Source organism: Streptomyces sp. NPDC033216 (assembly GCF_055577115.1).
The window spans coordinates 37,208-62,244 of record NZ_JBVIQK010000005.1; the positions used below are offsets into that span (position 1 = coordinate 37,208).

Below are 25,037 nucleotides of genomic sequence, written 5' to 3' on the forward strand. Positions count from 1 at the left end.
CGCGCGGTAATGATTTGGCGACATTCAGTCACCCGGTCGGGGGATGAAGGAGTGCCTCATTTTGGGTAAGGGGTTGACGTTTCCCGCTCGAGGCGCCCGTCGTGCCGGGGTTTCTGGCGTCCGGAGGGCGTGCGCGAGAAGGGCCCCGCGGCGGCTGCCGCGGGGCCCTTCTCGTTGCGTGCGGGTGGCTCACCCGGTCGTGGTTCGGCCCGCCGCGCGGCCGTCGCTCAGTCGGAGAGGCGCGCGCCCGTGGAGGTCGAGAACACGTGGGTCTCGCCGGCACGCGGCACGACGTGCAGGGTGCTGCCCTTCTCCGGGACGTTGCGGCCGCCGACGCGGACGACGAGGTCCTTCGACTCGTCGCCGACCGTGGCGGTGCCGTAGACGAAGGCGTCGGAGCCCAGCTCCTCGACCACGTTCACGACGACCGCGAGACCCTGCTCGGTGTCGGCGCCGGCCACGTCGAAGTGCTCGGGACGCACGCCGACGGTGACCGTCTTGTCGGTGGTGGCGGCGAGCGCGTCACGCTGGACCGGCACGACCGACTTGCCGAACTTCACGCCGCCGTCGGCGATCGGGACCTCGACGAGGTTCATCGCCGGCGAGCCGATGAAGCCGGCCACGAAGAGGTTCGCCGGGCGGTCGTACATGTTGCGCGGGGTGTCGACCTGCTGGAGCAGACCGTCCTTGAGGACCGCCACCCGGTCACCCATGGTCAGGGCCTCGACCTGGTCGTGGGTGACGTACACGGTGGTGATGCCGAGACGGCGCTGGAGCGAGGCGATCTGCGTACGCGTCGACACGCGGAGCTTGGCGTCCAGGTTGGACAGCGGCTCGTCCATGAGGAAGACCTGCGGCTCACGCACGATGGCGCGGCCCATCGCGACACGCTGGCGCTGACCACCGGAGAGGGCCTTCGGCTTGCGGTCGAGGTACTCGCTCAGGTCGAGGATCTTCGCGGCCTCCTCGACCTTCTGCCGGATCTCCGCCTTGTTGACGCCGGCGATCTTGAGCGCGAAGCCCATGTTGTCGGCGACGGTCATGTGCGGGTACAGCGCGTAGTTCTGGAACACCATGGCGATGTCCCGGTCCTTCGGCGGCAGGTGCGTGACGTCGCGGTCACCGATGCGGATGGCGCCGCCGTTCACGTCCTCGAGCCCCGCGAGCATGCGGAGCGAGGTGGACTTGCCGCAGCCCGACGGGCCGACCAGGACGAGGAACTCGCCGTCCGCGATGTCGATCTCGAGTGCGTCGACGGCGGGCTTGGTGGAACCCGGGTAGATCCGGGTCGCCTTGTCGAACGTGACAGTGGCCATGGTGATGGGCCCCCTTCTACCGGCAGGAACGTGCCGGACGATCCGTTGTAGGAAGGTGGTGAGCCTCCCGGACAGTGCCCGGGAAGGTTTAGTCCACATGAGTGAACCGGTTCTGGACGGTACCTGGCGTTCACCTGGTCTGTCAGTACCCGGAGGCAGGTGAACTTCGCGGGAATTTTCGACAGGGGCCCCCGGCGACCTGGGTACACTGCTCGGGCGCGTCCGCCGCACGCGAGCGCGCACGCCTCCTTAGCTCAGCTGGTAGAGCACCGCTCTTGTAAAGCGAAGGTCGTCGGTTCGAGTCCGACAGGGGGCTCTTCCTCTCCCGAAATTCTGCCGCGGTCCTTCCGGCGCGCCGCCGGTCCGTCCGGGGTGCGGGTGTGCCGCGGACGTACGCCCCCACCACGCGCGGGAACCCGCTCACCCCGGCGCCCGACCCCGGGACGAGCTGCGCGCGGGCCGGGGTCGTCGCGGCGCTCGCCCACCGGATCCGCTCGCGCTGGACGTACCCCTGGGTCGAGGCGGTCCGCGCCCGCTGTGCCGGCCCGAGGCCGGCGGACCGACCCGGCGCCGACGTCGCGCTTCGTGTCCGTGCCCCTCGGGCCGGGCTGCTGTCCGCTGGTTCACAGGGCGTGCGAGACGACGGAATCCGAAGGAGACAGGGGCCGCTCGGGCGGGTTAGCGTCCGGCCATGAGCAGCGGTGTCGTGAACGGCGGGATCTCCTTCTGGTACGCGGACGACGGCCTCCCCGCGGCGCGGGAGCCGCTCCCCGGCGACGCCTCCGCGGACGTCGTGATCGTCGGCGGTGGCTACACGGGCCTGTGGACCGCGTACTACCTCAAGCGGGCCGCGCCCTTCCTGCGGATCACCGTCCTGGAGCAGCGGTTCTGCGGCTACGGCGCCTCCGGGCGCAACGGCGGCTGGCTCTACAACGGCATCGCGGGCCGCGACCGGTACGCGAAGCTGCACGGCCGGGACGCCGCCGTACGCCTCCAGCGGGCGATGAACGAGACCGTCACCGAGGTGATCCGGGTCGTCGGCGAGGAGTCGATCGACGCCGATGTGCATCGCGGCGGCGTGATCGAGGTGGCCCGCACGCCGGCCCAGTTGGCCCGGCTGAAGGCCTTCCACGCGCACGAGCTGGAGTACGGCGAGCAGGACCGTGAGCTGTACGGCGCCCGGGAGACCGCCGAGCGGATCCGGGTGGCCGGAGCGGTCGGCTCGACGTGGACGCCGCACGGGGCACGGGTGCACCCGGTGAAGCTGGTCAAGGGTCTGGCGGCGGCCGTCGAGGCGCTGGGCGTCGTGGTGCACGACTCGACACCGGTCACCGAGATCCGGGCCGGGCACGCGGTGACGCCGTACGGCACCGTGCGGGCGCCGTACGTGCTGCGGTGCACCGAGGGGTTCACGGCCTCGCTGAAGGGCCAGCGGCGGACCTGGCTGCCCATGAACTCCTCGATGATCGCCACTGAGCCGCTGACCGACGAGCAGTGGGCGGCGGTCGGCTGGGACGGCCGCGAGACGCTGGGCGACATGGCGCACGCCTACATGTACGCGCAGCGCACCGCCGACGGGCGGATCGCGCTGGGCGGGCGCGGGGTGCCGTACCGCTTCGGGTCCAGGACGGACAACGACGGGCGGACGCAGGAGGCGACCGTCGAGGCGCTGCGCGAGATCCTCGTCGGGTTCTTCCCCGCGCTGGCCGGAGTGCGGGTCGCGCACGCCTGGTCGGGGGTGCTGGGCGTGCCGCGCGACTGGTGCGCGACGGTCACCCTGGACCGTGCGACCGGCCTCGGCTGGGCGGGCGGCTACGTCGGCTCGGGTGTCGCCACCGCCAACCTGGCCGGGCGCACGCTGTGCGACCTGGTCCGGCTGGACTCCGGGCAGGCCGGGCGGACGCCCCTGACGGAGCTGCCCTGGGTCGGCCACAAGGTCCGCCGGTGGGAACCGGAGCCGCTCCGCTGGCTGGGCGTGCAGGGCATGTACGCGACGTACCGGGCGGCGGACCGCCGGGAGACGGAGACCCACAGCGCGGGGTCGTCGCGGCTGGCCCGGGTGGCGGACCGGGTGGCGGGGCGGCACTGAGCGGATTCGGTGGCGCCCACAGCGGGCGAGGTCGCGTCCGCCGGTCGGGCCGGCCGGGCGGTTCCGGTCGCGTGTGCGGGGCGGACCCGGTCGCGTGTGCGGGGCGGACCCGGTCGCGTGTGTCGAGCGGTCCGCCGAGCGGTACCGAGCGGGTCGGCTGAGTGGCCCGGTCGGGCGTGCCGAGTGGTCCCGGTCGCGTGTGCCGGCGGGCCTGCCGGGCGGTTCCGGTCGTGTCAGGGTTCCAGGACGACCTTGCCGGTCGTCCCCCGGTTCTCCAGGGCGCGGTGGGCGGCGGCCGCCTCGCGCAGGGGGAAGCGATGGACGGCCGGGGTGAGGCGGCCGGTGGCGGCCTCGGTGAGGGCGCGCAGTTCCAGGGGGCGCAGACCGCCAGCCTTCTCCAGCATCACCGGGCCGAGGACCGACTGCGAGACGCCGTCCACGAAGTGGCCCCTGCCGTCCCCGACGCCCTCCGCCGACCAGCCGAAGACGAGGTGGCTGCCGCCGGGGCCGAGCAGTGCCACCGCCTCGCGGGCGACCTCGCCGCCGACGCCGTCGAAGACGACGGTGGCGGGCCGGCCGCCCAGGAAGGCGCGGACCTTCTCCGGCCAGGCCGGGTCCGTGTAGTCGACGGCGAGGTCGGCGCCGTTCCCCCGGACCAGGGCCGTCTTCGCGGGCCCGCCCGCGAGACCGACGACCGTGGCGCCCGCGTTCTTCGCGTACTGCACGAGCAGGGTGCCGATGCCGCCCGCGGCGGCCGGGACGACGGCCACCACGTCGGGTCCCACCTCGGCGAACTGGAGGATCCCCAGCGCCGTACGGCCCGTGCCGATCATCGCGACCGCCTGGGCCGCGTCCAGGTTCGCCGGGATCTCGTGGACGCGGTCGAGGTCGGTGACGGCCAGTTCGGCGTACCCGCCGGGGGCGAAACCCAGGTGGGCGACGACGCGCCTGCCGAGCCATCCCGCGTCCACCCCCTGGCCGAGGGACTCGACGACCCCGGCGACCTCCCGGCCGGGGACGGTCGGCAGCGCCGTCGGCTGCTTCCGCGGGCCCTGGAATCCCTCGCGCAGGGCGGTGTCCAGCAGGTGCACACCGGCCGCCTCGACGGCGACACGGACCTGGCCCGGCGCCGGTCGGGGGTCCTCGACCTCCTCGTAGGTGAGGTTCTCGGCCGGGCCGAAGGCGTGCAGGCGGATGGCGTGCATGGGGTCTCCCGGAGTCGTTCTCGTGGGTCGTCGACGCGTCGGGGCGTCGCCCTGTAGGCACACTCTTCGACCTCAAGCGGGCTTGAGGTCAAGGCTGTGCCGGCCGAGGGCGAGGGAGACGGCGGTCAGGGCGCTGGTGAATGAAGGACACCTCGGACAGCACGCCCGGCGAGCCACCTGTCCGCCCACCAGACAGACACCGGCGGCGGGGTGCGGCGCGGGGCGCCCCGGTGGCGCAGGCGCAGCCGGGCGGCCTCCAGGGGCGGGAGCGGGGCGAGCGCTCCGATGAGGTCGCGCTGCCGGAGTCAGGCCCGGTGCGGGCCGCCGCGGTAGAGGGCGTGCGGGCCCTCGTCGGTCCGGTAGGGGTCCTCCGCGGTCCGGGCCCGCCCGGCGAGGGTGTGGTGGGCCTCGTGCGGGGTGACCTTGGCGCCCGCCTCGGCGGCGGCGGTGGGGCCGGCGAAGCCGCCGCCGAACACGGTGATGTGACGCACGGGTTCTGCTCTTCTTGATGTCTCGGGAGGTCTCGGGACGCCTTGCGGACGTGTGGCCGCGCTGATGAACGGCGTCTTCGCGGACAGGACTGTCGCCGGGCCCGGATGTGTGACATGGAGGGCGTTCGCACTGGTCAGTGGGGTTGTCAGTGGCGGGGTGCAGCATGGGGGCATGGCGAGGACGGGTGCGGGTGGCGGCAGCAGGGCGAGGACGGCCGGCGGCAGTGCCGACCGGGTGAAGGGCGCACGGCGGCCGGAGCTGCGGCTGCCGCCCCTGGAGCCGTACGGCGGCGGTGGGCTGGAGCCCGACGGGGACTACGACGGTCTGGAGTTCCGGGAGTCGGATCTCTCCGGGCAGGACGGCGGAGGCGCCCGCTTCATGGACTGCGCGCTGTCGGCCTGCGCGCTGGACGGGACGCGCCTGCACCATGCCCGCCTGCTCGACTCGGTGCTCACCGGCGTCCGCGGCGTCGGCACGAACCTGGCCGAGTCGACCCTGCGCGACGTCGAGCTGGTCGACGCCCGCCTGGGCGGGACGCAGTTGCACGGCGCGGTTCTGGAGCGGGTCCTGATCCGCGGCGGCAAGATCGACTATCTCAATCTGCGCCAGGCCAGGCTGCGGGACGTCGTCTTCCAGGGCTGTGTGCTGGTCGAGCCGGACTTCGCGGGCGCCCGCCTGGAGCGCGTGGAGTTCGTGGACTGTGCCCTGAGGTCGGCCGACTTCACGGCGGCGACCCTGACGGACACCGACCTGCGCGGGGCGACGGAGCTGGGCATCGCGGGCGGCCTTGACCGCCTGTCCGGCGCGGTGATCAGCACGGCCCAACTACTGGACCTGGCGCCCGTGCTGGCGGCGGAGCTGGGGATCAGGGTGGCGGACTGAACCGCCCGGCACCACGGCGTCACGGCCCGCCCGGCACCACGGCGTCATGGCCCGCCTGCGTCGGGCCGCGGGCCGACCGACCACGGGGTGCGTCCACGTGGCCCGGAGGCACCTGCTCGGGTCCTCGGTGGAAGGACGGACGGTGCCGGGCGGTGCGGCGCGGCCGGCGCCGGTCGGGTGCGGCGGGGGCCGGTCGGTCGGCGTGGGGGCCGCTCAGCCCAGTCGGGGGAAGCGGGCCAGGAGGGTCCAGATCGCCGGGTTCTCGTCCAGGTCGTCGTGCAGGTCGACCAGGTCGGCGATCAGGTCGTGCAGGAAGTCCCGGGCCTCGCGGCGCAGTTCGGCGTGGGAGAAGGTCAGCGGGGGCTCCTCGGCAGGCATCCAGTCGGCCTCGATGTCGACCCAGCCGAAGCGGCGTTCGAAGAGCATGCGGTCGGTGGACTCCGTGAAGTCCAGTTCGGCGTGCTGGGGGCGGGAGGCGCGGGAGCCCCTGGGGTCCCGGTCGAGCCGCTCCACGATGTCGCACAGCGCCCACGCGAAGTCGAGCACCGGCACCCATCCCCAGGCTGTGGACACCTCCCGGTCCGCCTTGGTGTCGGCCAGGTAGACGTCCCCGCAGAACAGGTCGTGCCGCAGCGCGTGGACGTCCGCGCGGCGGTAGTCGGTCTGCGGGGGGTCGGGAAAGCGGTTGGAGAGGGCGTAGCCGATGTCGAGCACGTAGGTGATGGTGTCACGGCTCCGGAGGGGCGGGCGTCCCCGAGATCCCTGCCCTGTTCCGCCCCCGCGCGGCTCCTGGACCCCGGTATGTTCCGACCCGGCGCGGGTCCTGGATCTGCGGCAGGTCGTGACTCCGTGCGGCCTTCCGGATCTGCGGCAGGTCGTGACTCCGTGCGGGTCCTGGATCTGCGGCAGGTCGTGACTCCGTGCGGCCTTCCGGATCTGCGGCAGGTCGTGACTTCGCGCGGGTCCTGGCTCTCCGGCAGGTCGTGACCCGGCGCGGCTCCTGGGTCCCGGCGTGTTCCGGCCCGGCGCGGGTCCTGGATCTCCGGCCGGTCGTCACCCCGCGCGGCTCCCGGATCCCCGCCATGGCGCGACTCGCGCAGTCCCCGGACTTCTGACATGTCCTGATCCGCGCGCGCCTAAGATCGCTCACATGTCCCGATCCGCGCGCCCTGTGACGGCCGTCGCCGCGGCCGCCGTCTGGGGCCTCGCCGTGCCCCTCGCCCTCGCCGGCTGCGGCGGGGGCGGGCCGGACGACGCCGGGGGCGCGAGGGCCGGGGCCGCGGGGGTCGGCGACCCGTACTTCCCGAAGGCGGGCAACGGCGGCTACGACGTCGGCCACTACGGCCTCGACCTCGCCTACGACCCCGCCGGCCGCCGCCTGTCCGGCACCGCCCGCCTGACCGCCCGCGCCACCGAGGCCCTCTCCGCTCTCGACCTCGACCTGAAGGGCATGGAGGTCGAGAAGGTCACCGTCGGAGGCAGGGCGGCGTCCTTCGACCGCGACGGACAGGAGCTGACCGTCCGCCCGGAGGACCGCCTCGCCGAGGGCGAGACCTTCGAGATCACCGTGCGCTACTCCGGCCGCCCCGAGACGATCACCGACCCGGACGGCTCGAAGGAGGGCTGGCTGAGGACCGCGGACGGGGCGCTGGCGCTCGGCCAACCGACCGGTTCCATGGCCTGGTTCCCCGGTAACCACCACCCCTCGGACAAAGCGTCCTACGACATCACGGTCACCGTGCCGCAGGGCCTGACGGCCGTGTCCAACGGGGAGTTGAGGAGCCGGCGCACCACCGGCGGCAGTACGACGTTCGCCTGGCGCACCGCTGAACCCATGGCGAGCCATGTCGCCACGCTCGCGATCGGCCGCTACACCGTCACCCGGTCCAGCACCGGGGACGGCCTGCCGGTGTACGTCGCCGTCGATCCCACCCAGGCCGCCGCGAGCCGCGCCACGCTGGCCCGGCTGCCCGAGGTCATGGAGTGGGCGGTGTACAACTTCGGCCCGTACCCCTTCTCCTCCACCGGCGCGATCGTCGACCGCCCGAGCGACTCCGCGTACGCGCTGGAGACCCAGAACCGGCCCGTCCTCCCCGGCGCCCCCGAGGTCGGACTGCTCGTCCACGAACTCGCCCACCAGTGGTTCGGCAACTCCGTCACACCCAGGACCTGGCGGGACATGTGGCTCAACGAGGGCTTCGCGACCTACGCCGAGTGGCTGTGGACGGAGGACGAGGGCGGCCCCACCGCCGAGGAGACCTTCACCGAGATGTACGACCACGGCGAGGACACCTACGAGGATCTCTGGGACTTCCCGCCCGCGAGGCCCACGAACGCCCGGCACGTCTCCGCCGACCCGGTCTACCAGCGCGGCGCGATGGTCGTCCACAAGCTCCGGCAGGCCCTCGGCGACGACGCCTTCTACGACCTCGTACAGGGCTGGACCGCCGCCCACCGCCACGGCAACGCGGACACCGACGACTTCACGGCGTACGTCGAGCAGCAGGCCCCGGACAAGGACTTCAAGCCGGTCTGGCGCGACTGGCTGTACGGGAAGGGCAAGCCGGAGCGGCCCTGACACGCCGTCACCGCTCGCGCGAGGCCTCCCACGCGTCGAGCAGCCCGGCAAGGCCCCCCGGCCACACCCGCTCCGCCTCCTCGGCCAGCTCCTCGCGGGTCCACCAGCGCCAGGTGAGGAGTCCGTCGGCGGTGTGCGCGGCGGCCGGCCCGAGGTCGGCGGGTTCCCGGTGCGGGCCGGGGGTGACGTAGATGTGCTCGTGCTGGCGGACCGGGATTCCGGAGTGCGTGACGTCGTGCTCCCAGGTGCGCAGCAGCTCGCCGGGCTCCAGGTCCGTCCACCCCGTCTCCTCGGCCAGCTGTCGCAGGGCGCCCTCGCGCGGGGACTCGCCCTCCTCCAGTCCGCCGCCCGGCAGCGCCCAGTGCACGCCGACCTCGACGTCGTCGTACCGGAAGAGCAGGACCGCGCCGTCCGGGTCCACCACGGCGACGCGGGCGGCGCGGCGCGGGATGCGCAGGCTCTTGCGCAGTACGGCGCAGGGGCGGCCGAGCCGGAGGTCGGGCCGGTGGCCGATCACCTCGTAGCCGAGGGCCTTCCAGAAGGCGAGGCCCCCGGGGTTGGCGTCCAGGACGGCGAGCCGTACGCCGCCGCGGCCCGCCGCGCGGAACCGCGCCTCGACGGCCTCGGCGATCCGCCGCCCGTAGCCCTGCTCCCGCACGGCCACGTCGACCATCAGCAGCCCGATCCACGGGTCCGGATCGTCCGGGTCGGGATGCCGCGCCAGGGTGACGACCACCCCCACGAGCCGCCCGCTCCCACGCGCGAGCAGCACCTCCGCCCCCGGATCGGCCAACTCGTCGGCCAACGCCTCGGCCACCTGCTCGGGCCGGATGTCGTCGGGGTCCGGGAAGTCCCCGCTGAGCGCCTGGAACTCCCGGTCGGAGGCGTAGAGCGCGGTGAGTTCGGCGAGCAGGGGTGCCGGGATGTCGTGGTCGCTGGTGAGCGGGAGCGGGTCGAGGCGCATGGGCGGCAGGTTAGCCGTGCCCCTCGGAGTGCGAATCGCCACGTGCTCGCCGTCGGCGGTGCGGGGGCGCGGGGGTGCGCCGACGACGAGCACCTGACCCCACGCCACGCACGCACCGACTCCTGTGATGAGCGATCGACGCAACGCCTTGGACCGGCGGCGGCTGGTGCCGCGCCGACCAGGGAAAGCGGCGCGTTCTCCCGGTGGCTGCGACGAGTGGTGACCCCCGGCCGTTCCCGCTCCCAGGAGGCCGTGGCGGCGGTCGCGGCGGCACCCGTCGCGGACGCGTTCCCGTCGACGGCGGGGCCGTGTGCGCGGTGTGGCCCGGGCCGTAAGATCGGTGATCTCGTGGGGGAGGTGGTCATGGGCAAGCGACGCCCTGGCACGCCGACGCTGGAGGAGGTGGCCGCTCACGCAGGTGTGGGACGGGGCACGGTCTCCCGCGTCATCAACAACGCGGCGGGGGTGAAGGCGTCGACGCGGCGTGCCGTGCAGCAGGCGATCGAGGAGCTGGGCTACGTCCCCAATCTCGCCGCGCGCTCCCTCGCCGGGCACGGTGCCGACGCCGTCGCGCTCGTCATGACAGAGCCGGACTGGCGGCAGTTCGCCGAGCCCTTCTTCTCCGAGATCGTCAGCTCGCTCGGGGACGCGCTGGCCCACACCGGGATGCAGCTGCTGCTGACCCTGGTGCGCTCCGGCGACGAGCGGCGGCGCTTCCTCGAGTACGCGCGCGGCGGCCGGGTCGACGGGGTGCTCCTGATGTCCGTGCACGCCGACGATCCGCTGCCCGACATGCTCGCCGAGGCCCGGCTGCCGACCGTGCTGCTGGGACGCCGCTCCGGTGACGAGTACGTCAGCTACGTCGACGCGGACAACGTCGGCGGGGCCCGCACCGCCGTCACCCACCTGCTGGAACGGGGCCGTACGGCGATCGCCACCATCACCGGGCCGTCCGACATGTACGTCGCCCAGTGCCGACTGCGCGGCTACCACGAGGCCCTGGTGTCGACCGGCCTGCGCGCCAAGCCGTCATGGGTCGCCGAGGGCGACTTCACCGAGGAGAGCGGGCGCCACGCCATGGCCCGGCTCATCGAACGCCATCCCGAGATCGACGGTGTCCTCGCCGCGTCGGACACCACGGCCGCCGGTGCCCTCCAGGCGCTGCGCGCGGCGGGGCGCAGGGTGCCCGAGGACGTCGCCGTGGTCGGTTTCGACGACTTTCCGCTGGCGCAGCAGACGGTGCCGCGGCTGACGACGGTCCGCCAGCCGCTGGAGGAGATGGGACGGGCCATGGTCCGCCTGCTTCTGGAGGAGATGGAGGAGCCCGCCGTGGCCTGGCGGCACGTGATCCTCCGGACGGAACTGGTGGTACGGGAGTCGACCTGAGTGTCGTCGGCCCCCCGCCGGTCCGGTGCCGGGAGCGCTCCCAACAACTCTCGCTCCGGCGGTCGAGGGCCGTGGCGCTCCGGAAATCCCTCCTCCTGACCTGGGCCTTCGAAATCGCTCCGACACGTTCGCGTCCGCAGCCTTGTCAGGGACATGAACCCATCTCTACAGTCCCAACCGAACCGATGAATGGGAGCGCTCCCATCGCCATCGCGTGGGAGCGCTTCCACAGAGACTTCGCCGTCCCTTCGGAGAGGACCGCATGCGACCGTCAAAGCACCATGCCCGTGGAGCGCGTGGCCTGTTCGGCGCGCTGCTCACCGCCCTCGCCGTGCAGGCGGCGCTGTTGACCACCGCCTCGGTGGCACAGGCCGACACGGCGATCTGCGAACAGTTCGGGTCGACCACGATCCAGGGCCGCTACGTCGTCCAGAACAACCGCTGGGGAACCAGCGAGACCCAGTGCATCAACGTCACCGACTCGGGATTCACGGTCACCCGGGCCGACGGCTCGGTTCCCACGAACGGAGCCCCGAAGTCCTATCCGTCCGTCTACGACGGCTGCCACTACACCAACTGTTCGCCGGGCACCCGGCTTCCGGCCCGGCTGAGCACCATCTCCAGTGCCCCCACGTCCATCGCGTACACGTACGTGAGCAACGCCGTGTACGACGCCGCGTACGACATCTGGCTCGACCCGACGCCCCGCACGGACGGCGTGAACAAGACCGAGATCATGGTGTGGTTCCACAAGGTGGGCCCGGTCCAGCCGGTCGGTTCGCAGGTCGGCACCGCCACGGTCGCCGGGCGCCCGTGGCAGGTGTGGTCCGGCAACAACGGCTCCAACGACGTGCTGTCCTTCGTCGCCCCGTCGGCGATCACCAGCTGGTCCTTCGACGTCATGGACTTCGTGCGGCAGGCCGTCTCCCGCGGACTCGCGCGCAGCGACTGGTACCTGACGAGCGTTCAGGCCGGCTTCGAGCCCTGGCAGAACGGGGCGGGACTCGGGGTGTCGTCGTTCTCCTCGACGGTCGACACGGGCGGCTCCACTCCGGGCGACCCGGGCAACCCCGCGGCGTGCCGGGTGACGTACGGGACGAACGTCTGGCAGGGCGGCTTCACGGCCGACGTCACCCTGGCCAACACCGGCTCCACGCCGCTGAGCGGCTGGAATCTCGGGTTTACCCTGCCCGGCGGGCAGCGGATCACGGGCTCCTGGGGCGCCACCGTCTCCCCGTCCTCGGGCGCGGTCACGGCGAGCAACCTGGCGTACAACGGGCAGATCGCACCCGGCGCTCAGGCGACCTTCGGCTTCCAGGGCACCTACGGCGGTACCTTCGCCAAGCCCGCCGGCTTCACCCTGAACGGCACGACCTGCGCCGTGGCGTGACGTGTGGTGCGGTGCGCGCGGCCCGCGAGGCCGCTCGGGCCGCGCGGTCCTGAGCCAGGCCGCCGCCTCCGGGGCCGCTCGGTCCCGGCAGGTCCGCACCCCGCGCCGTACCGCACCCGCACCCCCACTGCGCCGGGGCCCGCCCTCCTCGATCCCGCGCCGATCCGGCGGGCGGGTCCCGGTCCTCGCTCAGCGCCGCCCCCATCCTGGAACGTTTCCCGGAAAGGCCCGTCCGCATGAGCCTTCTGCTCACCCGCCGTCGCCCGGTGACGGCCCTGGCCCTGTGCGTCACGGCGCTGGTCCTCACCGGTCCGGCCGTCGCGGCCCCGGAGCCGGCGGGCACCTCGTCGGCCGCCGCACTCCCCTACCAGGACGCCTCGTTACCCGTGGCCGACCGTGTCGACGACCTGCTGTCGCGCATGACGCCGGACGACAAGCTCGGCCAGATGACGCAGATCGAGAAGGACGCCCTCGTGCCGCTGTCCGACCTCGCCACCTACCGCATCGGTTCCGTGCTGTCCGGCGGCGACTCCACCGTCAGCCCCAACAACGCGCGGACCTGGGCCGACACCTACGACTCCCTCCAGCGCACCGCCCTGACCACACCGCTCGGCATTCCGATGATCTACGGGATCGACGCCGTGCACGGCCACAACGCGGTGCGCGGGGCCACCCTCTTCCCGCACAACATCGGCCTCGGCGCCACCCGTGACCCCGCACTGGTCCAGAACATCGGGCGCGCGGTGGCCGAGGAGGTGTCGGGAACCGGCATCGACTGGGACTTCGCACCGTGCCTGTGCGTGGCGCGCGACGACCGATGGGGCCGCACCTACGAGTCGTACGGCGAGACGCCCGGACTGCCGTCCGCGATGACGTCGTTCGTCACCGGCCTACAGGGTGAGACGTTGGGGGCCGGCCCCGCTTCGGTGCTCGCCACCGCCAAGCACTACATCGGCGACGGCGGCACCACCGGCGGCGTGGACCAGGGCGACACCCAACTGTCCGAGGCCGAGCTGCGGGCGGTCCACCTGCCGCCGTTCAAGGAGGCGGTGCGTCGTGGGGTGGGTTCCGTGATGCTGTCGTACAGCAGCTGGAACGGCGTCAGGTCCCACGCGAACGAGTACCTGGTCACCGAGGTCCTCAAGGGCGAGCTGGGCTTCACGGGGATCGTCGTCTCCGACTGGGCCGCGGTGGACCAGCTCGACGGGCGGACCGGCTTCACCGGGGCCGAGATCGCCACGGCCGTCAACGCGGGCGTCGACATGGTGATGGTGCCGCACGACTACAAGAAGTTCCTCACGCTGCTGCGCGGAGAGGTCACCGCGGGCCGTGTCCCGCAGGCCCGGATCGACGACGCCAACCGCCGCATCCTCACCGAGAAGTTCCGGCTGGGCCTCTTCGAGAAGCCGTTGACCGACCGCTCGTACACCGCCACGGTGGGGTCGGCCGCGCACCGGTCCCTGGCCCGTCAGGCGGTGCGTGCCTCGCAGGTGCTGCTGAAGAACGACGGCGGGATCCTGCCGCTGCCGAAGTCGGCCAGGCTGTTCGTCGCCGGCAAGTCGGCCGACGACATCGGCAACCAGAGCGGGGGCTGGACCGTGGGCTGGCAGGGCCGCAGCGGTCCGGTCACCGACGGCACCACCGTCCTCCAGGGCATCCGTGCCGCCGTCACCGACCCGGCACGGATCACCTACGACCGCTACGGCAACGGCATCGACTCCCGTTACGCCGCCGCCGTCGCCGTCGTCGGTGAGACGCCCTACGCCGAGGGCCGGGGCGACCGGCCGAACGGTCTGGGACTCGACCAGGAGGACCTCCAGACGCTCAGCCGGCTGAAGGCGAGCGGCGTGCCCGTCGTGGTGGTGCTGGTCTCGGGCCGTCCGCTCGACATCGCCGACCGACTCCCGGACTGGAAGGCGCTGCTGGCCGCATGGCTGCCCGGAACCGAGGGTGCCGGCGTGTCCGACGTCCTGTTCGGTGACTACGCCCCCACCGGCGAACTGCCGGTGACGTGGATGCGGAGCGCATCCCAGGAGCCCATCAACGACGGTGACGGCAAGACGCCACTGTTCCCCTACGGGTACGGGCTGACCTACGGCGGCACCGGCCCGACGCCCACCCCGACCCCGACGGCGTGCACCGCGCAGTTCCGCACCGCCTCGTCGTGGCAGGGCGGTTACCAGGCGGAGGTCACCGTCAAGAACACCGGCTCCACCGCGCTGACGGGCTGGTCGGTCGCCTGGGACCTGGGCGGCTCGACCGTCACCAGCCTGTGGAACGGTTCGCTCACCACGGCCCAGGGCCGGGCCACGGTCCGCGACGCCGCCTTCAACGGCTCGCTGCTCCCCGGCGCGACCACTGCCTTCGGTTTCACCGCGAACGGCACCGCCGGCGCACCCGCCCCACGCTGCTCCGGCAGCTGACCGCATGCCGGGCGGGACCTCGCGGCGCCCCTCGAACGCGCCCCCGGCGTCCCGTCCGGCGCCACGCCCCCTCACCACGCGGCGTCCCCGTACCCATGCCGCACCACGCAGGCCCCCCTCCCGCACCACGAGGGACCACCTCGCACCACCTCGCACCACCCGCCGGGTGTGCCCGCGCGCGGTCCCGCGTCCTCGCCCGCCCGGGTGGCGCCTTCCTCGGGCGGGCGAGGCCCTCACCGTCGGGCCCTCACCGCGCCGCCCCCGCACCGCACGACAGACCCACCGTGCTCCACACCCCCTCACGTGGGACAAGGGAAGGAGAACAGCTCATGGCTCGACGAAACGTCTACGCGTCAGTGGCGGCGGCTCTGGCCACCCTGCTGACAATGCTCGGTCTGGTCTTCCTGAGCCAGGGAAGCGCACAGGCCCACGGGGTGGCGATGCTGCCCGGATCCCGCACCTACCTGTGCTCCCTGGATGCCCGCACGGCCACCGGTGGCCTGGACCCGACCAACCCGGCCTGCCGGGACGCGCTGGCCCAGAGCGGTGCCACCGCGCTCTACAACTGGTTCGCCGTCCTCGACTCCAACGCCGGTGGCCGCGGCGCCGGTTACGTCCCGGACGGCACCCTGTGCAGCGCCGGCAACCGGTCGCCGTACGACTTCAAGGCGTACAACGCGGCCCGTTCCGACTGGCCGCGGACCCACCTGACCAGCGGCGCGACGATCCAGGCGAAGTACAGCAACTGGGCCGCGCACCCGGGTGACTTCCGGGTGTACGTCACCAGGCAGGGCTGGTCGCCGACGTCACCGCTGGGCTGGAACGACCTGGAACCGGTCCAGACGGTCACCGACCCGCCGCAGCAGGGCTCGCCGGGCACCGACGGCGGCCACTACCACTGGGACCTGAAGCTGCCCTCCGGCCGCTCCGGTGACGCCGTGATCTTCATCCAGTGGGTCCGCTCCGACAGCCAGGAGAACTTCTTCTCCTGCTCCGACGTGGTCTTCGACGGAGGCAACGGCGAGGTGACCGGCATCCGCGGCTCCGGCGGCACGCCGACGCCCACCCCCACCCCGACCCCGACGCCCACCCCGACCCCGACGCCCACCCCGACGGACCCGCACACCGGTTCCTGCATGGCCATGTACACCGTGCAGAACTCCTGGAGCGGGGGGTTCCAGGCCTCCGTCGAGGTCATGAACCACGGCACGGCACCGCTCAACGGCTGGGCCGTGGCCTGGAGGCCGGGGGCGGGCACCAGGGTCGGCAGCGTGTGGAACGGTGCGCCGTCCACGGCGCCGGACGGCACGGTGACGGTCCGCAGCATGGACTACAACCGCGTCGTGCCCGCCGACGGCAGTGTCACGTTCGGCTTCACCGCCACCTCGACGGGCAACAACCTTCCCGTCGGATCGATCGGCTGCGTCACGCCGTAGCCCCGCACCCCGCGCCCGCCCGCCGCCGGGCCGTCACCGGACCGGCGGCGAGCGGTTCGCACGCCAGCCGGTCCCGCCCCGGCCGTACGACAGCGGCGCCCCCGGCCGGGTGGCCGGGGGCGCCGCTGAGGTGTGCGTGTGACTCAGACGTTCACACCGAAGTCCTGGGCGATGCCGACGAGGCCCGAGGCGTAGCCCTGGCCCACGGCGCGGAACTTCCACTCGGCGCCGTTGCGGTACAGCTCGCCGAAGACCATGGCCGTCTCGGTGGCCGCGTCCTCCGACAGGTCGTAGCGGGCGATCTCCGCACCGCCGGCCTGGTTGACGATGCGGATGTAGGCGTTGCGGACCTGGCCGAAGTTCTGCGAGCGGTTCTCCGCGTCGTAGATGGAGACCGGGAAGACGATCTTGTCGACGTCGGCGGGGAGGCCGGCCAGGTTGACGTTGATCGCCTCGTCGTCGCCAGCGCCCTCGCCGGTGCGGTTGTCACCGGTGTGCACGATGGTCTGGTCCGGCGTCTGCTTGTTGTTGAAGAAGACGAAGTGGGCGTCGGAGTACACCTTGCCCTGCGGGTTGACCGCGATCGCCGAGGCGTCGAGGTCGAAGTCCGTGCCGGTGGTGGTGCGGACGTCCCAGCCGAGGCCCACGGTGACGGCGGTCAGGCCCGGAGCCTCCTTGGTGAGCGAGACGTTGCCACCCTTGGACAGGCTTACAGCCATTGTGGGGAGTCCTTCCCTTGTTGTGTAACGGGCACGAAACTACAGCTACCCCTATGAACGCCGCGAGGGGGCGCCAAGGTTCCCCGTGTCTTTACTTTCTTTGCCAAACCCTAAATCGCGTGACGTGGACGGGTCAGGCGAGGGAACATGTACGGCATGTCCGGTCCCCATGTCATCAGAGGCTCCGTCTCCCTTCCCGAGGCCGAGCTGGTGTGGCGTTTCTCGCGGTCCTCGGGGCCCGGCGGGCAGCACGTCAACACCACCGACTCGCAGGTGGAGCTGCGCTTCGACCTGGCGCGCACCGAGTCCCTGCCCGAGGTGTGGAAGGCGCGCGCGCTGGAGCGGCTCGCCGGCCGTCTCGTCGACGGCGTCGTCTCCGTCCGCGCCTCCGAGCACCGTTCCCAGTGGCGCAACCGGGAAGCCGCCGCGGTACGCCTGGCGTCGCTCCTCGCCGAGGCCACGGCCCCGCCGCCCAAGCCGCGCCGCCCCACCCGCATCCCGCGCGGGATCAACGAGCGCCGGCTGCGGCAGAAGAAGCAGCGGTCGGACACGAAGCGGGGGAGGACGGGCCGGGACTGGGGGTGAGGGTGGCGGGGAAGGGAAGCGGCCGTTCCCCCCGCCTTCCGGCCGGCCGGCTTCACGCTCGTACACGGTCCAGCTTCAGCACCCCGACCGTCTCGCCCTCGCTCCGCTCTCCCGTGTCGCGGAAGCCCAGGCCGAGGTAGAAGTCCTCCGGGCCGTGGTCGCCGGGGTGCCAGGTGACGTACAGCTCCTCGCCGCCGCGGTCGCGGATCCGTTCGGCGACGGATGCGACGGCGAACCGCCCGTAGCCGCGGCCCTGTTCGCCCGCCGCGATGTTCAGCCGCCACAGGCCGGAGCGGATGAGGCTGCCGTCCCCGTCCCAGTCGATGTCGAAGAAGGCCATCAGGAAGCCGACCGGCCGCTCGCCGTCGACGATCAGGCGCGGCCAGGCGACCCCGGGATGCACGTACGCCTCGGCGAGGGACTTCATCACGGGGGAGACCGCGAATTCCTGCTCGGGGCGGACCCGAATGCCGAGAGCGGCTTCCAGATTTGCGGCGGTTATTTCTTCGAGGTGAAGGGCGGAAGTCGCCTGCGGGGAGGTCATGGGGGGAGCGTAGGAAGGGAGTTCAGCGTGCGGCCACTGAATTACCGTTCAGTTCAAGTGGCGGTAACGGCCCTTGAAATAGAGCAGCGGTCCGCCCTCCGTGCTCGGTACGCGCGCGTGCAGCACCCGGCCGATCACCAGGGTGTGGTCGCCGGCCGCCACCCGCTGTTCGGTACGGCACTCCAGCGTGGCCAGCGCGCCGCCGACCAGGGGTGCGCCGGTGGCCTCGCCGCGGGTGTACGGGATGTCCTCGAAGAGGAGCCGGTCGCTGAGTCTGCCCTTCATCGCGAAGCGTCCGGCGATGTGCCGCTGGCTCTCCGAAAGCACCGACACCGCCCACAGGGGCTGCTCGTCGATCAGGTCGTCCATCCGGGAGCCCGTGCGCAGGCTGACCAGCACCAGGGGCGGTTCCAGGGAGACGGACAGGAACGCCGTGGCCGTCATTCCGGCGTTCTCGCCCTCCGGCGACCCGGGGTCGTCGGGGTCCAGCGGGGCCTCCCGCGCGGTCACCAGGACCACACCGCCGGCCAGCCGGGACATGGCGGCTCGGAACTCGTCGTTGCTCACCCCCACAGCATGCCCGGAGGGGCCGGCCGGGGCGGGCACGGTGGTTGAGGTCTTGAGCAGGTCGGGAAGCACGCTCCGCACGCTAGTCGTCGGGCGGGCCGCTCCGCATCGGACCTCCGCCCGAGCGCGGTCGTAGGTCCCCGGACCGATTCCCGTACGCTCTCCGCCAGGGGAGTCGTACGCTCAGTAAACGCACAGGAGAAATGCAGAAACCCCACGCAATTGTTCATGTTCTCCTGTGACTTGAGTCACAAGAGCCGGGAATTGTTGACCCTGTGTACCGAGTGGGCAGCGCGCTGTGATTCAGTGGCGGAGGCGTCACAGGTACAGACACCACGACATGCGCAACGACAGAAACGACGTTACGCCGAAGACAACCCTTGATTCGCTGCGAAGTCTCGGGGGGAGGGCGAGCATGGAGGCCGAGTCGGAGCCTTACGTCCGTCTTGCGTCCCTGCGACAACTGCACCAGGTCATGGCCGACATGAATACGGCCCGCAGCCTGGCCGACACGCTGCAGACGGTCGCCAACGGCGTCGTGACCGCACTCGGATACGAACTGGCGTGCGTCAACCTCGTACGCCCCGACGGCGACCTCGTCGTCGCCGCCTTCTCCGGGAACCCCGCCGCCGAGGCCCTCATCACCGGCCGCGTCGGCTCCCGCGAGTCCTGGGAGCGCCGGCTGACCATGGGGGAGACCTGGGGCGACCTGATCTTCATACCCCACACCGAGGGCTGGGTCCTCGACGACGACGACGTCCCGCAGTGGTACACGGACGGGCCCGCGCCCCGCTTCGAGGACGAGTGGCACCCCTCCGACCGGCTGTTCGCCCCCATGTACACGCCCGCCGCCCCCGGTGGCAACGGCGCCTGCGGCGAACTCATCGGCGTCCTCTCCGTGGACCGTCCGCGCAACGGCCGGCGGCCCGGCGCCTGGGGCCGCGAAGCCCTCCAGATGTACGCCTTCCAAGCCGCGATCGCGATCAGCAACGCACGTCTGCGCTCCAACATGCAGCGCGCCCTGGTCCGCCTCGAACGCGAACAGCAGGCCCTGCGCGCCTCCGAGGAAAGCTTCCGCCAGGCCTTCGAGTACGCCCCGTCCGGCATGGCCATCGCCGAGATGGGCGGCGACCAGCACGGCCGGATCCTGCGCACCAACGACGCCCTGTGCCGCCTGCTGGGCCGGCCCGCCTCCGCGATGCGCCGCTACTCCTTCTCCGACCTCGTCCACCCCGAGGACATAGGCACCCTGCTGCGGACCTCCGCCGAGGGCGGGCGGGCGGAACTGCGCCTCGGCCGTCGCGACGGGACGTACGTCTGGGTGTCGCTGCGCAACTCCGTCGTCGCCGACGCCGCCGACGGACCCCGCTTCCTCCTCACCCACGTCGAGGACATCGAGGACCGCAAGCGGCGGGAACTCCAGCTCGCCCACCGCGCCTCCCACGACTCCCTCACCGGCCTGCCGAACTCCGCCGAGCTGCGCTCACGCCTGTCCTCCCGGCTCTGCAAGCGCCCGCAGTCCACCCACCCCGCCGCGGTCGACGCGATGGACGCCCAGGGGCACCCCGCCTTCGACACCAACGGCCACGGCTTCGACTTCCGGTCCGACGGCGCGGAGACCCTCGACGCCTACGACCACCACGTGCACACCATCGCCCCCACGGACGGCGCCCGCGACGACGGCACCAAGGGGCTCGCCGTCCTCTTCTGCGACCTCGACGGCTTCAAGTCGATCAACGACCGGTTCGGACACAACGCCGGTGACGCGGTCCTCATCGAGGTCGCCCGCAGGCTCTCGCGCGGCGTCCGCGACGGCGACACCGTCGCCCGGCTCGGCGGCGACGAGTTCGTGATCCTCGCCGACGGCCTCGGCAGCGCCGACGCCCAGGACCTCGCCGTGCGCCTGCGCAACGAGATCATCCAGCCGATCCGGGCCGAGGGACGGGCCGTCCGGGTGGGCGCCAGCTTCGGCATCGGCTGGGCCCACTGCGGGATGACCGCGGACGAGGTGCTGAAGTCCGCCGACGAGCGGATGTACGTAGAGAAACGATCTCGTCCCAAACAGCACCGACGCGCGGGATGATCAGCAGGTCAGCGCCCCGACCCCCGCAGCCAGGCGATCCGGGTCACCCGTTCGGCGGGTCGGGAGCGGGTAGGCTCGCTCTTCTCCGCACGTATGGACGCGTAGGCATACGCGGACCGCATCCGCCCCGCACCTGTTGAGGAGTACGAAGGGATGACGCCCGGCAACAACGGCGCGAGCACGCCCGAGGACGACGACCCGTTCGGCTACCTCTACGCCGACGGCCAGGCCAACGGAGCACAGCCTCCGTCCGGCGGTGGCTACGGGTACCCGTCGGTCAGCCGCGTGCGCGCGGTCGGCGAGCGCCAGTACGGCCAGCAGCAGACCGCGCAGTACGGCCAGCAGGCGGTGCCGCCGCAGCAGGGCGCGTACGGTCGGCCGAACTCCAACCCCGCCGGGCCCGAGAACTTCGCCGGCGGCGCCGGCACGCTCACCGGAAACCGGCAGCAGGGCACCGGCGGTGGCCGGGGCCGCGGTCCCAACACCAAGGGGCTGCTGATCGGCGCGGTCGCGGTGGTCGCCGCCGTCGTGATCGGCATCGCCGTGGCGATGGCCAACGGTGACTCCGGCGACGACAACAAGGCCGGCGACGAGGTCTCCACCGCGCCCACCGTCTCCCAGAGCGCCTCGCCCAGCGCGTCCAGCGGCGGCGACGCCGAGGACGAGGTCGAACTGCCGAAGGCCGACGCGAAGACCATGCGCCTTGGCGGCAGCGCCGCACTGGCGTCCGACGTCCAGGGCGCCCAGGCGGACGGCGGCATCTACGTGGCCCTGAACCAGGTCGGCAACTCCGTGACCTGGAGCGTCGACGGCATCCCCGAGGAGGGCGCGTACACGCTGTTCGCGCACTACAGCACCGCCGGCGAGGACCAGTCGATGACCCTCACGGTCAACGGCAAGAAGTTCGGCCAGCCGCTCAGCATGAAGAACTACGCGCATGCCGCCGCCGGCGACTTCGCGAAGGGCTGGACCACCACCTTCGCCTGGCCCACTCTCACCAAGGGCACCAACACGGTCAGCCTCTCCTGCGAGAACGGCGACAAGTGCAATGTGCTGCTGGACCAGTTCTGGCTGAAGAAGGGCCAGGTCGAGGACTGACCCCGCTCAGGCGGCGGTGACCTCCCCGGTCACCGCCACCCTGTCCACCAGGTCCTCGTAGGCGGCCCGGTCGACATCGCCGGCCGTCGGGGACAGGACCGTCGCCGCGGACAGGGCGACCGCCCGCGCCAGGGTCCGGGACCACGGGAGGCGTTCGACCAGGCCCGAGAGCAGGCCCGCGGCAACCGCGTCGGCGGCGCCCGTCGGGTTGCCGCGCATCCGGGCCGGCGGGGTGGCCCGCCAGCGGCCCTCCGGGGTCGCCGCGACCAGGCCCCGTGCGCCCAGTGACGCCACCACCGACCGGGCACCGCGTCGCCGCGCGTCCTGCGTGGCGCGCAGGGGCTCGTGCGAGCCGGTCAGTTCGGCCAGTTCCTCGGCGTTCGGTGTGATCAGGTCGGGGCGCGCCGCCACCGCGCGGCGCAGCGCCTCCCCGCTGGTGTCCAGCAGCACCGGTACGCCCGCGGCCCGCGCGGTGCGCACCAGGCCCGCGTAGGCGCCCACCGGCACCCCCGGCGGCAGGCTGCCGCACAGGGCCACCGCGTCGGCGCCGGCCACCAGACGCTCGTACGCCTCCTGGAAGGCGGACCACTCGGCGGGGGTGATGACCGGGCCGGGTTCGTCGAACCGCGTCGTGTCGCCGGTGCGTTCGTCGACGACCGCGAGCGTACGGCGGGTGGGGGCGGCGCACGGGACGAGCGCGTCGGTCGCGCCGGTGAGCCGCTCCCGTACGACGCGGCCGGCGGGGCCGCCCACGAAACCGGTGACCGTCACCTCGTGCCCGAGCGCGGCCAGGACGCGCGCCACGTTCAGTCCCTTGCCGCCGGGGCGCTCCGCCACGTCGGTCACCCGGTGCGTGGCGTGCGGAAGCAGGACCGGGACGCGATAGGTGACGTCGAGCGCGGTGTTGAGCGTGACCGTGAGAATCACCTGCCCCGACCTCCCCCGATCACCGGCGTTCCCCTTCCGTTCGCGTGAATCCGTCCTTCCGGACGGCCTGATCATGCCAAAGGGGCGGCGGCCGGCCCAGTCCCGGGTCGGCCACCGCCCCTCGACGGGTGCTCCGTCGGCGGACGAATCAGCCCAGTTGGGGATCCACCACCCAGACTCCCTGCCGCATCACGCCCTTGAGGTCGAAGTTCTCGTCCAGCAGCACCAGGTCGGCGTCCTTGCCCGGCTCCAGGGAGCCCACCCGGTCGTCCATGCCCAGCAGCCGGGCCGGGTTGGCGGACAGGGCCGCGACCACGTCCTCCACCGGCAGCCGGTCCACCGTGACCGCCCGCTTGAAGGCGCGGTCCAGGGTCAGTGTGGAACCGGCGATCGAACCGCCCTCCACCAGCCGGGCCACGCCCTCGCTGACCTCGACCTCCAGCGGGCCGAGCAGGTAACGGCCGTCACCGGTGCCGGCCGCGTCCATCGCGTCCGTGATGAACGCCACGCGGCCCGCACCCGCCCGGTGGAACGCCAGCTCCAGCGCGGCCGGATGCAGGTGGACGCCGTCGTTGATCAGCTCGACCGTCACCCGCTCGTCCTCCAACAGCGCGGCGATCGGGCCCGGCGCGCGGTGCCCGAGCGGCGGCATCGCGTTGAAGAGGTGCGTGGCGACCGTCGCGCCCGCCTCGATCGCCTCCACCGTCTGCTCGTAGGTGGCGTCCGTGTGGCCGACCGCTGCGATCACCCCGTGCTCGACCAGCAGCCGTACGGAGTCGATGCCGCCCGGCAGCTCGGTCGCCAGCGTGAGCATCTTCGCCCTGCCGCGCGCCGCGTCGATCAGCTTGCGCACCTCCGCCGGATCCGGGTCACGCAGCAGCCCCTCCGAGTGCGCGCCCTTGCGGCACGGCGAGATGAACGGGCCCTCGAAGTGGATACCGGCCAGGTCGCCCTGCTCGGCCAGCTCACTGAGCAGGCCAGCCTGGCGGACCAGGACGTCCATGTCGTCGGTGACGGTGGACGCGACAAGGGTGGTGGTGCCGTGGCGGCGGTGCGTGAGGATCGCCTTCCGCACGTCTTCGGCGGTGCCGGAGAAGGAGGCTCCGCCGCCGCCGTGGTTGTGCAGGTCGACGAAGCCGGGGACCAGCCAGTGGTTCGTCACGTCGATCACCCGGGCGGTCCCCTGCGGGGCTTCGGGGGCGATCCGGGTGCCGTCGATGGTCACCCGGCCGTCGGCGATCGTGCCGGTCGGCATGACGACCCGGGCGCCGACCAGCGTCTGCCTGGGTGCGCCGGTCGCGGGCTGCGGGTGCGTCGTGGCTTGTCGCGCCCACGCGGCGGAGCCGCGTGATGTGGCGTCCCGCGCCCCTGGGGGGGTGGCCATCAGGTCGATACCTCCGTGCGGTCGGTGGATTCGAGCAGATCCCAGGCCAGTAGTCCCGCGCCCCGGCATCCGGCGGTGTCGCCCAGTGCCGCCGGGACGATGTGCGGGAGTCTCTGGAAGGTGACCCGCCGGCGGACGGCGTCCCGTAGCGGTGTGAACAAGGTTTCCCCCGCCTCGGCCAGGCCGCCACCGATGATGAGGGTGCGGGGGTCCAGCAGGGTGAGGGCGGTGACCAGGCCGTCGGCGAGCGCGTCGACCGCCCGCTGCCAGATCCGGACGGCGTTCGGGTCTCCGGACGTGACGGCCTTCGCGCAGTCCGCGGCGTCCGCCTCCGGATCCCCGCAGGCCGCCGCCCATGCCTCGCTGACCGCCGCCGCCGACGCGAAGCGCTCCAGACAGCCGTGCTGTCCGCAGGGACAGGGTGTGCCGCCGGGACGTACGACGATGTGGCCGATCTCGCCCGCGAAGCCGTGCGCGCCCGCTTCCACCCGGCCGTCCACGCCGATGGCTCCGGCGATGCCCGTGCCGAGGGCCACGAAGAGGAAGCGGTCGGCGCCCTGACCTGCGCCGATGCGCCCCTCCGCGAGTCCACCGGTGCGGACGTCATGGCCGAGGGCCACCGGGATGCCGCCGAGCCGGCCGGTGAGCAGCCGGCGCAGGTCGACGTCGCGCCAGCCGAGGTTGGCGGCGTAGACGGCGACGCCGTTGGCCTCGTCGACGATGCCGGGGACCGCGACTCCCGCAGCGGCCGCGCTCCCGCCGAGGTGCTCGACGCCGTAGGCGCGCAGCTCGGCGGCGAAGTCGAGGATGCCGGCGACGACCTCGTCGGGGCCGCGCTCGCGGCCGGTGGCCCGGCGGGCCCGGTGCAGCAGCGTGCCGTCCGCCCCGACGAGGGCGGCCTTCATCCCGGTGCCGCCCACATCGAGGGCGATGACATGTCTCACGGGAACAGTGTGGCCCGCGGACCCG

20 protein-coding genes, 1 tRNA gene and 1 pseudogene are annotated in these 25,037 nt (G+C 72.6%); 11 read left to right on the forward strand and 11 right to left on the reverse strand.

What is annotated here, in order from left to right:
- Positions 1–227: 227 nt before the first annotated feature.
- A complete protein-coding gene (locus tag ACZ5Y0_RS11920) occupies positions 228–1,316 on the reverse strand; it encodes an ABC transporter ATP-binding protein (protein ID WP_469128515.1) in 1,089 nt (362 codons plus the stop codon).
- Between the two features lie 243 nt (positions 1,317–1,559).
- Between ACZ5Y0_RS11920 and ACZ5Y0_RS11925 the strand changes: the two genes are divergently transcribed.
- Positions 1,560–1,632 (forward strand) — tRNA-Thr (locus ACZ5Y0_RS11925).
- Positions 1,633–2,007: 375 nt separating this feature from the next.
- Positions 2,008–3,405, forward strand: coding sequence for an NAD(P)/FAD-dependent oxidoreductase (locus tag ACZ5Y0_RS11930; RefSeq protein ID WP_469128516.1), 1,398 nt, complete (start codon positions 2,008–2,010; stop codon positions 3,403–3,405).
- Positions 3,406–3,638: 233 nt separating this feature from the next.
- Here ACZ5Y0_RS11930 and ACZ5Y0_RS11935 read toward each other — a convergent pair whose 3' ends face one another.
- Together ACZ5Y0_RS11935 and ACZ5Y0_RS11940 are read right to left on the reverse strand one after the other, a co-directional pair.
- Positions 3,639–4,610: a zinc-binding dehydrogenase gene (locus tag ACZ5Y0_RS11935; protein WP_469128517.1), complete on the reverse strand. Its 972-nt coding sequence runs from the start codon at positions 4,608–4,610 to the stop codon at positions 3,639–3,641.
- 203 nt (positions 4,611–4,813) lie between these two features.
- A pseudogene (locus ACZ5Y0_RS11940) lies at positions 4,814–5,101 on the reverse strand (FAD-dependent oxidoreductase); the annotation flags it as partial.
- Between the two features lie 172 nt (positions 5,102–5,273).
- Here ACZ5Y0_RS11940 and ACZ5Y0_RS11945 point away from each other — a divergent pair.
- Positions 5,274–5,984, forward strand: coding sequence for a pentapeptide repeat-containing protein (locus tag ACZ5Y0_RS11945; RefSeq protein WP_469128518.1), 711 nt, complete (start codon positions 5,274–5,276; stop codon positions 5,982–5,984).
- 213 nt (positions 5,985–6,197) lie between these two features.
- On the opposite strand, the gene ACZ5Y0_RS11950 is transcribed toward ACZ5Y0_RS11945, so the two are convergent.
- Positions 6,198–6,698 (reverse strand): hypothetical protein, encoded by a 501-nt coding sequence (locus ACZ5Y0_RS11950; RefSeq protein WP_469128519.1) that lies wholly within the window; start codon positions 6,696–6,698, stop codon positions 6,198–6,200.
- A gap of 436 nt (positions 6,699–7,134) precedes the next feature.
- Here ACZ5Y0_RS11950 and ACZ5Y0_RS11955 point away from each other — a divergent pair, with 436 nt between their 5' ends.
- On the forward strand, positions 7,135–8,562 hold the full coding sequence (locus ACZ5Y0_RS11955; RefSeq protein ID WP_469128520.1) for a M1 family metallopeptidase: 1,428 nt from the start codon (positions 7,135–7,137) through the stop codon (positions 8,560–8,562).
- A gap of 7 nt (positions 8,563–8,569) precedes the next feature.
- Here ACZ5Y0_RS11955 and ACZ5Y0_RS11960 read toward each other — a convergent pair whose 3' ends face one another.
- Positions 8,570–9,526: a bifunctional GNAT family N-acetyltransferase/NUDIX hydrolase gene (locus ACZ5Y0_RS11960; protein ID WP_469128521.1), complete on the reverse strand. Its 957-nt coding sequence runs from the start codon at positions 9,524–9,526 to the stop codon at positions 8,570–8,572.
- Between the two features lie 363 nt (positions 9,527–9,889).
- Between ACZ5Y0_RS11960 and ACZ5Y0_RS11965 the strand changes: the two genes are divergently transcribed.
- The 4 genes from ACZ5Y0_RS11965 to ACZ5Y0_RS11980 all read left to right on the forward strand — a co-directional run bounded on the left by ACZ5Y0_RS11965 (position 9,890) and on the right by ACZ5Y0_RS11980 (position 16,161).
- Complete coding sequence (locus tag ACZ5Y0_RS11965; protein ID WP_469128522.1) at positions 9,890–10,912, forward strand: LacI family DNA-binding transcriptional regulator; 1,023 nt, start codon at positions 9,890–9,892, stop codon at positions 10,910–10,912.
- 262 nt (positions 10,913–11,174) lie between these two features.
- On the forward strand, positions 11,175–12,302 hold the full coding sequence (locus ACZ5Y0_RS11970; protein WP_469128523.1) for a glycoside hydrolase family 12 protein: 1,128 nt from the start codon (positions 11,175–11,177) through the stop codon (positions 12,300–12,302).
- 236 nt (positions 12,303–12,538) lie between these two features.
- Positions 12,539–14,725 (forward strand): glycoside hydrolase family 3 N-terminal domain-containing protein, encoded by a 2,187-nt coding sequence (locus ACZ5Y0_RS11975; protein WP_469128524.1) that lies wholly within the window; start codon positions 12,539–12,541, stop codon positions 14,723–14,725.
- A gap of 329 nt (positions 14,726–15,054) precedes the next feature.
- Positions 15,055–16,161 carry a lytic polysaccharide monooxygenase gene (locus ACZ5Y0_RS11980; protein ID WP_469128525.1) on the forward strand — a complete coding sequence of 369 codons (1,107 nt, stop codon included), beginning with the start codon at positions 15,055–15,057 and terminating at the stop codon, positions 16,159–16,161.
- A 143-nt stretch (positions 16,162–16,304) separates the two neighbouring features.
- Here the strand turns inward: ACZ5Y0_RS11980 and ACZ5Y0_RS11985 are convergent, their stop codons facing one another.
- A complete protein-coding gene (locus ACZ5Y0_RS11985; RefSeq protein WP_030946277.1) occupies positions 16,305–16,880 on the reverse strand; it encodes a TerD family protein in 576 nt (191 codons plus the stop codon).
- A gap of 147 nt (positions 16,881–17,027) precedes the next feature.
- Between ACZ5Y0_RS11985 and arfB the strand changes: the two genes are divergently transcribed.
- Positions 17,028–17,465: an alternative ribosome rescue aminoacyl-tRNA hydrolase ArfB gene (gene arfB, locus ACZ5Y0_RS11990; RefSeq protein WP_469128526.1), complete on the forward strand. Its 438-nt coding sequence runs from the start codon at positions 17,028–17,030 to the stop codon at positions 17,463–17,465.
- 52 nt (positions 17,466–17,517) lie between these two features.
- Here arfB and ACZ5Y0_RS11995 read toward each other — a convergent pair whose 3' ends face one another.
- Together ACZ5Y0_RS11995 and ACZ5Y0_RS12000 are read right to left on the reverse strand one after the other, a co-directional pair.
- Entirely contained in the window at positions 17,518–18,009 is a 492-nt protein-coding gene (locus tag ACZ5Y0_RS11995) for a GNAT family N-acetyltransferase (protein WP_469128527.1), read from the reverse strand.
- 48 nt (positions 18,010–18,057) lie between these two features.
- Positions 18,058–18,549 (reverse strand): flavin reductase family protein, encoded by a 492-nt coding sequence (locus tag ACZ5Y0_RS12000; RefSeq protein WP_469128864.1) that lies wholly within the window; start codon positions 18,547–18,549, stop codon positions 18,058–18,060.
- A 442-nt stretch (positions 18,550–18,991) separates the two neighbouring features.
- Between ACZ5Y0_RS12000 and cdgB the strand changes: the two genes are divergently transcribed.
- Both cdgB and ACZ5Y0_RS12010 read left to right on the forward strand, forming a co-directional pair.
- Positions 18,992–20,659, forward strand: coding sequence for a diguanylate cyclase CdgB (gene cdgB, locus ACZ5Y0_RS12005; RefSeq protein WP_469128528.1), 1,668 nt, complete (start codon positions 18,992–18,994; stop codon positions 20,657–20,659).
- Positions 20,660–20,812: 153 nt separating this feature from the next.
- A complete protein-coding gene (locus ACZ5Y0_RS12010) occupies positions 20,813–21,757 on the forward strand; it encodes a carbohydrate-binding protein (protein WP_469128529.1) in 945 nt (314 codons plus the stop codon).
- A gap of 6 nt (positions 21,758–21,763) precedes the next feature.
- On the opposite strand, the gene ACZ5Y0_RS12015 is transcribed toward ACZ5Y0_RS12010, so the two are convergent.
- From ACZ5Y0_RS12015 to ACZ5Y0_RS12025, 3 genes are all read right to left on the reverse strand, one after another.
- Entirely contained in the window at positions 21,764–22,684 is a 921-nt protein-coding gene (locus tag ACZ5Y0_RS12015) for a 1-phosphofructokinase family hexose kinase (RefSeq protein ID WP_469128530.1), read from the reverse strand.
- A 148-nt stretch (positions 22,685–22,832) separates the two neighbouring features.
- Positions 22,833–23,939: an N-acetylglucosamine-6-phosphate deacetylase gene (nagA, locus tag ACZ5Y0_RS12020; protein ID WP_469128865.1), complete on the reverse strand. Its 1,107-nt coding sequence runs from the start codon at positions 23,937–23,939 to the stop codon at positions 22,833–22,835.
- A gap of 128 nt (positions 23,940–24,067) precedes the next feature.
- Positions 24,068–25,012, reverse strand: coding sequence for an ROK family protein (locus ACZ5Y0_RS12025; protein ID WP_469128531.1), 945 nt, complete (start codon positions 25,010–25,012; stop codon positions 24,068–24,070).
- Positions 25,013–25,037 lie beyond the last annotated feature (25 nt).